Source organism: Luteimonas sp. 8-5 (assembly GCF_029763755.1).
GTDB lineage: Bacteria > Pseudomonadota > Gammaproteobacteria > Xanthomonadales > Xanthomonadaceae > Cognatiluteimonas.
This window is the reverse complement of record NZ_JARUVM010000076.1, coordinates 1-8569: the sequence shown is the minus strand read 5'-3', so window position 1 is coordinate 8569 and position 8569 is coordinate 1. Positions and strand designations below refer to the sequence as shown.

The 8569-nt window shown below is 69.8% G+C and carries 8 protein-coding genes; all 8 read right to left on the bottom strand.

Annotation, left to right across the window (positions count from 1 at the left end):
* Positions 1-86: 86 nt before the first annotated feature.
* A complete protein-coding gene (locus tag QAA18_RS08910; protein ID WP_279412581.1) occupies positions 87-1046 on the bottom strand; it encodes an acetyl-CoA carboxylase carboxyltransferase subunit alpha in 960 nt (319 codons plus the stop codon).
* Between the two features lie 19 nt (positions 1047-1065).
* A complete protein-coding gene (dnaE, locus tag QAA18_RS08905; RefSeq protein WP_279412580.1) occupies positions 1066-4671 on the bottom strand; it encodes a DNA polymerase III subunit alpha in 3606 nt (1201 codons plus the stop codon).
* 66 nt (positions 4672-4737) lie between these two features.
* The gene (locus QAA18_RS08900) at positions 4738-4950 is read right to left on the bottom strand and encodes a hypothetical protein (RefSeq protein WP_279412579.1); all 213 of its coding nucleotides are present in this window, start codon (positions 4948-4950) and stop codon (positions 4738-4740) included.
* A gap of 90 nt (positions 4951-5040) precedes the next feature.
* A complete protein-coding gene (locus QAA18_RS08895; RefSeq protein WP_279412578.1) occupies positions 5041-5706 on the bottom strand; it encodes a ribonuclease HII in 666 nt (221 codons plus the stop codon).
* A complete protein-coding gene (gene lpxB / locus QAA18_RS08890) occupies positions 5694-6848 on the bottom strand; it encodes a lipid-A-disaccharide synthase (protein WP_279412577.1) in 1155 nt (384 codons plus the stop codon). The genes QAA18_RS08895 and lpxB overlap by 13 nt, the downstream gene beginning before the upstream one ends.
* On the bottom strand, positions 6845-7630 hold the full coding sequence (gene lpxA / locus QAA18_RS08885; protein WP_279412576.1) for an acyl-ACP--UDP-N-acetylglucosamine O-acyltransferase: 786 nt from the start codon (positions 7628-7630) through the stop codon (positions 6845-6847). The genes lpxB and lpxA overlap by 4 nt, the downstream gene beginning before the upstream one ends.
* A gap of 1 nt (position 7631) precedes the next feature.
* Positions 7632-8075 (bottom strand): 3-hydroxyacyl-ACP dehydratase FabZ, encoded by a 444-nt coding sequence (gene fabZ / locus QAA18_RS08880; RefSeq protein ID WP_279412575.1) that lies wholly within the window; start codon positions 8073-8075, stop codon positions 7632-7634.
* 27 nt (positions 8076-8102) lie between these two features.
* On the bottom strand, positions 8103-8569 hold a 467-nt coding region (locus QAA18_RS08875), incomplete at its 5' end, for a UDP-3-O-(3-hydroxymyristoyl)glucosamine N-acyltransferase (RefSeq protein ID WP_279412574.1).

Here is an 8569-nt window from a genome sequence, read left to right as displayed (position 1 = left end):
CCGCTGGCGGCGCCCGGCGGCGCGGGCGGCGGTGGCAGGGGCGGGAGTGCGGCGTCAGCCATGCCGCGATGGTGGCACGCCCGGGCTCAGGCCGCCTCGTAGGCCCCGTAGGCGCGCAGGCGCTCGTAGCGTCGCTGCAGCAGGTCCTCGACCGGCAGCTGTTCGAGCGCGTCCAGCTCGTTCATCAGCACGGCCTTCAGGCGCCTGGCCATCTGCATCGGATTGCGGTGGGCGCCGCCGATGGGTTCGCGCACGACCTTGTCGACCAGGCCCAGTTCCTTCAGGCGCTTGGCGGTCAGCCCGAGCTGCTCGGCCGCATCCTTGGCCTTGTCCGCGGTCTTCCACAGGATCGAGGCGCAGCCTTCGGGCGTGATCACCGAGTAGGTGCTGTATTCGAGCATCAGGGTGCGGTCGCCGACGCCGATCGCCAGCGCGCCGCCGGAGCCGCCTTCGCCGATCACCGTGCAGATGATCGGCGTGCGCAGCTCGGCCATCTCCAGCAGGTTGCGCGCGATCGCCTCGGACTGGCCGCGTTCCTCGGCGCCGATGCCGGGGTAGGCGCCCATGGTGTCGATGAAGGTCAGCAGCGGCAGCTTGAAGCGCTCGGCCAGCTTCATCAGGCGCAGGGCCTTGCGGTAGCCCTCCGGGCGCGGCATGCCGAAGTTGCGCTTGAGCTTGGACTTGGTGTCGCGGCCCTTCTCGTGGCCGATCACCACCATCGGGCGGCCGTCGATGCGGGCCAGGCCGCCGACGATGGCCGCGTCGTCCGCGTAGGCGCGGTCGCCGGCCAGTTCCTGGAACTCGTCGCAGATCACTCGCAGGTAATCCAGGGTGTAGGGGCGGGCCGGGTGGCGCGACAGCTGCGAGACCTGCCACGGGGTCAGGTCGCGGAAGATGTGGGCGGTGCGCTGGCGCAGCTTGTCCTGCAGCGCGTGCACCTCGGCATCGATGTTGACCGCCGGCCCGTGGCTGGCATGGCGCAGCTCCTGGATCTTGGCTTCCAGGTCGGCGATCGGCTGCTCGAAATCGAGGTAGTTCGGATTCATCCGGCCAGTTTACTAGACGCTACGAGGCCCACGGCTTGTTCAGGTGCAGGCGGACCCCCCGGACCCCCGGCAGGGCGCGCAGCAGGGCCGGCAGGGCGGCGTCGGCGCGGACGCCCTGGCCCCCGTTGATGCTCAGCCGGCCGATGGCCTGGGCGGTGATGGCCTCGATCAGCAGCGGCGTGGCCCCGGCGTGGCTTTGCAGGGCCTGGCCGAACCCGCCCAGGACCGCCGCATCGCGCAGGTCCAGCTTCACCGACAACCGCTGTGCGTGCTGCTGGCAGACCTGGACATAGTCCCAGCAGCGCCGCGCGCGCAGCGAAAAGCCGCCGCTGAACTCGTCCTCGCGCAGGCCGCCCTCGACCACCAGGATGCGGTCGCGGGTGAGCAGGTGCGCGTAGTCCTGCAGGGCCTCGGCGAAGAAGGCGCATTCGATCCGGCCGCGGCCGTCGTCGAGCTGGACGAAGGCCTGCGAGTCGCCGCGCTTGCGCATGCCCACCACCTGGCCGGCGACCACCGTGCTGGCTTCCTGGCGCCAGCCGCGGCGCTCCTCCTGCGGGCGGTCGTTCCAGATCCGGTCCAGGTCGCCCAGGTCGTGGCCGATCAGGCCCTTCAATTCGTCGCGATAGGGATCCAGCGGGTGGCCGCTGAGGTAGTGGCCCAGGGTCTCGCGTTCGCCCTGCAGGCGCTGCAGCAGCGGCCATTCGGGCACCTGCGGCAGTTCCAGCGCGAGCGCCGGCGCGGCCGCATCGCCGCCGCCTCCGAACAACGAGACCTGTCCTGCCTCGCGTTCGCGTGCCAGCTGCTCGGTGGCCTTCAGCACCTCGGGCAACTGCAGCATCAGCGACGCGCGGTTGGGGCCGAGCGCATCCAGCGCGCCGGCGTTGACCAGGGCCTCCAGCGCGCGCTTGTTGAGTTTGGTGGAGTCCACGCGCCGGCAGAACGCCATCAGGTCGGCGAACGCACCTCCGCGCGTGCGTTCCTCCACGATCGCCTCGCACGCCCCGCGCCCGACGCCCTTCACCGCGCCGAGCCCATAGCGGATCGTCTTGCCGTCGATGGCCTCGAACATGTAGCCCGAAGCGTTCGCATCCGGCGGCAGCACCTCCAGGCCCATGGCCCGCGCCTCGTCGAGGAAGCCGACGACCTTGTCGGTGTTGTCCATGTCGCTGGACAGCACCGCGGCCATGAACTGCGCCGGATAGTGGGCCTTGAGCCACGCCGTCTGGTAGGACACCAGCGCGTAGGCGGCCGCGTGCGACTTGTTGAAGCCGTAGCCTGCGAACTTTTCCAGCAGGTCGAAGATCGGGCCGGAGTCGCGCGGCTGGATGCCGTGGTGCTCGAGCGCGCCGGCCTCGAACTTGGCGCGCTCCTTGGCCATTTCCTCGACCTTCTTCTTGCCCATCGCCCGGCGCAGCAGGTCGGCGCCGCCGAGCGAATAGCCGGCCAGCACCTGCGCGGTCTGCATCACCTGTTCCTGGTACACGACCACGCCGTAGGTCGGCGCCAGGATCGGTTCCAGCAGGCGATGCGGGTACTTCACCTCGGCGCGGCCGTGCTTGCGCTCGATGAAGTCGGGGATCAGGTCCATCGGGCCCGGGCGGAACAGCGACACCAGGGCGATCAGGTCGTCGAAGCGGTCCGGCTGCGCGCGCTTTAGCAGTTCGCGCATGCCGCGCGATTCGAACTGGAACACCGCGATCGTGTCCCCGCGCGCGAACAGCTCATAGGTGGCCGGGTCGTCGAGCGGGATCGCGGCAATGTCGAGCGGGGAATGAGGGGAATGAAGGGAGTGAGGGGAATGGGGAGTTCCAGGCGCGCCGGACGCCTTGCCCTTTCCATTCCCTTCATTCCCCTTGTTCCCTATTCCCCTGCTCCGGCTGTTGATCGCCTTCACCGCCCAATCGATGATCGTCAGCGTCCGCAGCCCCAGGAAGTCGAACTTCACCAGGCCGATGGCCTCGACGTCGTCCTTGTCGAACTGGGTCACCGGGTTGCGGCCGTGGCCGTGGCCGTCGTGTTCGGCGAACAGCGGGCAGAACTCCGAAAGCGGCTCGGGCGCGATCACCACGCCGCCGGCGTGCTTGCCGGCGTTGCGGGTCAGGTCCTCGAGTTCCAGCGCCAGGTCGATCAGGTCGCGGACGTCGTCCTCGTCGTTGTAGCGCGCGATCAGTTCGTCCGAGCGCCAGTTCTCGTCGCTGCGGGATTTCTCGGTGCGGCCGAGCGCATCGTCGAGCGAGATGCCCAGGGTCATCGGCACCAGCTTGGCGATGCCGTCGACGAAGCCGTAGGGGAAGCCGAGCACGCGCCCGGCGTCGCGTACCACCGCCTTGGCCGCCATGGTGCCGTAGGTGATGATCTGGCTGACGCGGTCACGGCCGTACTTGGCGGCGACGTAGTCGATCACCTCGTCGCGCCGGTCCATGCAGAAGTCGATGTCGAAGTCGGGCATCGACACGCGTTCCGGGTTGAGGAAGCGCTCGAACAGCAGGTCGTAGGGCAGCGGATCGAGGTCGGTGATGCCCAGCGCCCAGGCCACGAGCGAACCGGCGCCGGAACCGCGGCCCGGGCCCACGGGAATGTCGTGGTCCTTGGCCCAGTTGATGAAGTCGGCCACGATCAGGAAGTAGCCCGGGAAGCCCATGCGCACGATGACGTCGAGCTCGGTCTCCAGGCGCGCGTCGTAGTCGGCGCGGCTCTTTCCCGGCGCCAGCGGGTGCTTCTGCAGCCGACGTTCCAGGCCTTCCCGCGCCTGGCTGCGGATCCAGCTGTCCAGCGTGGCGTCGCTCGGCACCGGGAACGCGGGCAGGTGGTAGGTGCCCAGCGACAGTTCGAAGTTGCAGCGCGTGGCCAGGGCGAGGGTGTTGTCGATCGCGTCCGGCAGGTCGGCGAACAGCGCCGCCATCTCGTCGCTCGACTTGAGGTACTGCTCGGCGCTGTAATCGCGCGGCCGGCGCGGGTCGTCGAGCACGCGGCCGGTGGCGATGCACACGCGCGCCTCGTGCGATTCGAAACCCTCGGCCTCGAGGAAGCGCACGTCGTTGCTGGCGACCAGCGGAATGCCGCGCTGCGCGGCGGCATGGATGGCGAAGGCATTGAAGGCGTCCTCGCCGTCGCGGCCGCTGCGCACCACTTCCAGGTGCATGCGTTCGCCGGTGTAGCGCTGCCAGTCGGCCAGCCATTGCCCGGCCAGGTCGTGCTTGCCGGCGGCGGCCAGCCGGCCCGCCTCGCTGTGTCGCCCGGCCAATACGAACAGGCCCTCGTTGGCCTCGCGCAGCCATTCCGGGCGCACCACCACGCCGTCGTGGCGCTGGCCTTCCATCCAGGCGCGGCTGAGCAGGCGCGACAGCGCCAGGTAACCGGCACGGTCGCGGCATAGCAGGGTCAGGCGGGTGGCGGCATCGTCGCCGTCGGCAAGCAGGATGTCTGCGCCGGTGACCGGCTTGATGCCGGCGGCCTCGGCCGCCTTGTGGAACTTGACCAGCGCGAACAGGTTGTTGTGGTCGGTGATCGCCACCGCCGGCTGGCCCAGGGCCACGCAGCGCTCGACAAGCCCGGGGATCCGGATCGTCGAATCGACCAGCGAGTACTCGCTGTGCAGGTGCAGGTGGACGAAGCGGGAAGGCATGGCTCGCCGCAGCCTAGCCCCCCGCCTGCGGGGGGACAAGAGTTGACAGTGCCCCCGCCGCGCGGCTCAGCCGATATGGAACATCTCGCGCGGGCGCGCATCGGCCGCGTAGTGGCGTTCCTGCACCCGCAGGTGGTGCTGCCAGAGCGCGATCTCGGCCAGGCATTCCTGCAACACGCGTTGTGCGGTGGCCGGGTCCAGCCGGCTCAGCAGCGCATCGAAACCCGCGACTGCCTGCTCGTCCGGATGCGGGATGGGTCCGAGGTCGAAGGTATCCATTGCACACCTCCCGTTCGCTGGCGTGGCATGAGCATGCGCCTGTCGGAGGTGGCGTGGATCGGCCGGAAGTGGGGATGACTTGCGGTGCGTTCAGGCGCCAGCAGGTTCCAGCTCGCATTCATCGAACAGCCCCGGCCCGATGACGCAGGCGCGCACCGGCGCGAAGCTGCGGCGGTGCGCCGGGCAGGGTCCCAAGGCGTTCAATGCGGCCAGGTGCGCCGGCGTGCCATAGCCCTTGTGTTCGTCGAATCCGTAGCCCGGCCAGCGCTCGTGCAGCTCGCGCATGTGCCGGTCGCGCGCAACCTTGGCCAGGATCGAGGCGGCCATGATGCAGCGCTCGCTGGCGTCGCCTCCCACGATCGCGCGCGCGCCGCAGGGCAGGGTGGGCGGCAACCGGTTGCCGTCGATGCGCGCCTCCAGCGATGCGCCTTCCGCAAGCGTGGTGGCCAGCGCGGCGCACACGCCTTCCAGCGCGCGGCGCATGCCCGCCATGGTCGCGTGGTAGATGTTGATGCGGTCGATCTCGTCGACGTCGACGAACACGACCTGCCAAGCCAGCGCCCGCTCGACGATGCGCGGATAGAGTTGCTCGCGCCGCGCGGCGTCGAGCTGCTTGGAATCGTCCAGGCCGTTCACGGGGGTGCGCCCGGCGGGGAAGACCACGGCCGCGACCACGACCGGACCGGCAAGCGGCCCGCGCCCGGCTTCGTCGACGCCGGCCACCAGTGCCTGTGGATGCGGACTCAGGCGATCCATTCGTCGATCGCCTCGGCCGCGCGCGCTGAAGCTCCGCGGCGCAACTGTTCATGGAGGGCGCGGAAGCGCGGCCGCAACGCGGCGACGGCTTCGGGCTGCGCGAACCATTGCAGCGCTGCGCCCGCCAGGCGCTCCGGCGTGCAATCGTCCTGCAGCAGTTCCGGGATCAGTTCCTCGCCGGCCAGCACGTTGGGCAGGCTGACGAAGCGCGACTTGAGCAGGCCCAGCGCCTTGACCACGCGATAGGTGGAAGCGGCGATGCGGTGGCCCACGACCATCGGCCGCTTGCACAGCATCGCCTCCAGCGCGGCGGTGCCCGAGGCGAGCAGGACGACGTCGGCGGCGATCATGGCCTGTTGCGCCTGGCCGTCGAGGAGCCGGGAATCGGGAATCGGGAGCCGGGAGCCGGAAAGCAGGCGCTCGATCGCTGCGCGACAGTCTGCGTTGGCCGCCGGGATCACGAGCTGGAGGCCGGGGATCTCGCGGGCGACGAGGGCCGCGGCTTCGAGGAAGGTGGGCAGCATGCGTTCGATCTCGCCCAGGCGGCTGCCGGGCAGGACCGCCAGCACCGGGGCGTGGAAGGGCACGCCGATCGCGGCGCGTGCGGCGGCGCGATCGGGTTCGAGCGCGATCGCGTCGGCCAGCGGATGGCCGACGAAGCGCGCGTCGACACCGTGGCGCGCATAGATCTCCGGTTCCATCGGGAACAGGCACAGCACCCGGTCGGCGCTTTGCCCGATCCTGGCCGCGCGCGATTCGCGCCAGGCCCACACCGACGGGCTGACGTAGTGCACGGTGCGCACGCCGCGCTGCTTGAGCCAGCGTTCCAGGCCGAGGTTGAAGTCCGGTGCGTCGATGCCGACGAACACGTCGGGCTTCCACTCGGCGATGCGCTGGCGCAACGCCCGGCGAAGACGCAGCAGGCGCGGCAGGTGCGCGAGCACCTCCGACAGGCCCATCACCGCCAGTTCGGAAGCGTCGTGCCAGGTGTCCACGCCGGCCGCGCGCATCGCATCCCCGCCGACGCCGGCGAACTCCGCTCCGGGATGGCGCGCACGCAGTTCCGCGACCAGGCCGGCACCGAGCTGGTCGCCGGAGGTCTCGCCGGCGACCAGGGCGATGCGCGGCGCGCGGACGTTCATCGAAGCAGGGGACGCTCGCTGCGCTCGATGAACTCGAGCAGGTGGCGGACGTCGTCGCTCTCGCGGGCCAGCCCGGCGAGTTGCGCGCGCGCTTCCTCGAGCTTTGCGCCGGACATGTACAGGGTGCGGTAGGCGCGCTTGATCGCGGCCAGGCGCTCGGCGTCGAAGCCGCGGCGCTTGAGCCCCTCGACGTTGATGCCGCGCGGCTTGCCGTAGCCTTCCTGCGCCACCAGCACGTAGGGCGGCACGTCGCCGTTGACGAAGGCGCCCATGCCGATGAAGGCGTGCGCGCCGATGCGGCAGAACTGGTGGATGCCGGCGAAACCGCTGAGGATCACCTGGTCGCCGATCTCGACATGCCCGGCCAGGGTGGCGTTGTTGGAGAAGATGCAGCCGTTGCCCACCTGGCAGTCGTGGGCGACATGCACGTAGGCCAGCAGCCAGTGGTCGTCGCCGATGCGGGTGATGCCGCCGCCGTTGCCGGTGCCGCGGTTGATGGTGGTGAAGTCGCGGATGACGTTGCGGTCGCCGATCGCCAGTTCGGCATGCTCGCCCTGGAATTTCTTGTCCTGCGGGTCGCCGCCGATCGCGGCGTGGCCGTGGATGCGATTGTCGCGGCCGATCCGGGTCGGGCCCTGGATGCTGCAGTGGGCGCCGATGCTGGTGCCGTCGCCGATCTCGACGCCGGGGCCGACCACGGTGAACGCGCCGATCGACACGCCGGTGCCGATCCGTGCGGACGGATCGACTACTGCATTGGCGTGGATGCCCGCCGCGGCCATGTCAGGCCTTGGCTTCCGCGCAAAGGATCTCCGCGCAGGCCACCTGTTCGCCGTCGACCCTGGCAACGCCCTCGAACAGCGCCATGTTGCGGATGGTGCGCTTGAGCTTCACGCACAGCTCCAGGCGATCGCCGGGAACGACCATGTTGCTGAACTTGGCGTTGTCGACCTTGACCAGGTAGAACACCTTGCCCGCCGAATCGGTGATCTGCGACAGCTGGGTCAGCAGGCCGCCGGCCTGGGCCAGCGCCTCGATCACCAGCACGCCCGGCATGACCGGCTGGCCGGGGAAGTGGCCTTCGAAGAACGGCTCGTTGGCGGTCACGTTCTTGAAGCACTTGATGTGCGAGCGATGCTCGAACTCCACCACCCGGTCCACCAGCAGGAACGGATAGCGATGCGGCAACAGCTTCTGGATGGCGATGACGTCGAGCGGCAATTGCACTGGATTCTTCCCTGGCTGGCGCGATGGCTAGTCGCGATTATCGCGCAAAGCGCCCAGCCGGCGGGCAAGCGCATCGAGGTGCTTGAATCGGGCGGCGGCCTTGCGCCAGCTGCGGTTGTCCATCAACGGCGTCCCCGAGGAATACTCGCCGGGCTCGCGGATCGAGTGGGTGACCAGGCTCATCGCCGTCACCACCACCCGGTCGCACAGTTCCAGGTGGCCGAGCACGCCCGCCGCGCCGCCGATGAGGCAATAGCGGCCGATGCGCGCGCTGCCGGCGATGGCGGCGCAGCCGGCGACGGCGGTGTGCGCGCCGATGCGGACGTTGTGGCCGACCTGGATCTGGTTGTCCAGGCGCACGTCCTCTTCCAGCACCGTGTCCTCGATGGCGCCGCGGTCGATGCAGGTGTTGGCGCCGATCTCGCAATCGTCGCCGACCACCACGCCGCCGAGCTGCGGCACCTTGATCCAGTGGGGCGCGCCGTTTTCGGGCC

What these genes read in the sequence shown, in the direction of transcription:
- QAA18_RS08910 (WP_279412581.1), bottom strand. Translation starts at nt 1,046, where the DNA reads ATGAATCCGAACTACCTCGATTTCGAGCAGCCGATCGCCGACCTGGAA.
- dnaE (WP_279412580.1), bottom strand. Translation starts at nt 4,671, where the DNA reads ATGCCTTCCCGCTTCGTCCACCTGCACCTGCACAGCGAGTACTCGCTG.
- QAA18_RS08900 (WP_279412579.1), bottom strand. Translation starts at nt 4,950, where the DNA reads ATGGATACCTTCGACCTCGGACCCATCCCGCATCCGGACGAGCAGGCA.
- QAA18_RS08895 (WP_279412578.1), bottom strand. Translation starts at nt 5,706, where the DNA reads ATGGATCGCCTGAGTCCGCATCCACAGGCACTGGTGGCCGGCGTCGAC.
- lpxB (WP_279412577.1), bottom strand. Translation starts at nt 6,848, where the DNA reads ATGAACGTCCGCGCGCCGCGCATCGCCCTGGTCGCCGGCGAGACCTCC.
- lpxA (WP_279412576.1), bottom strand. Translation starts at nt 7,630, where the DNA reads ATGGCCGCGGCGGGCATCCACGCCAATGCAGTAGTCGATCCGTCCGCA.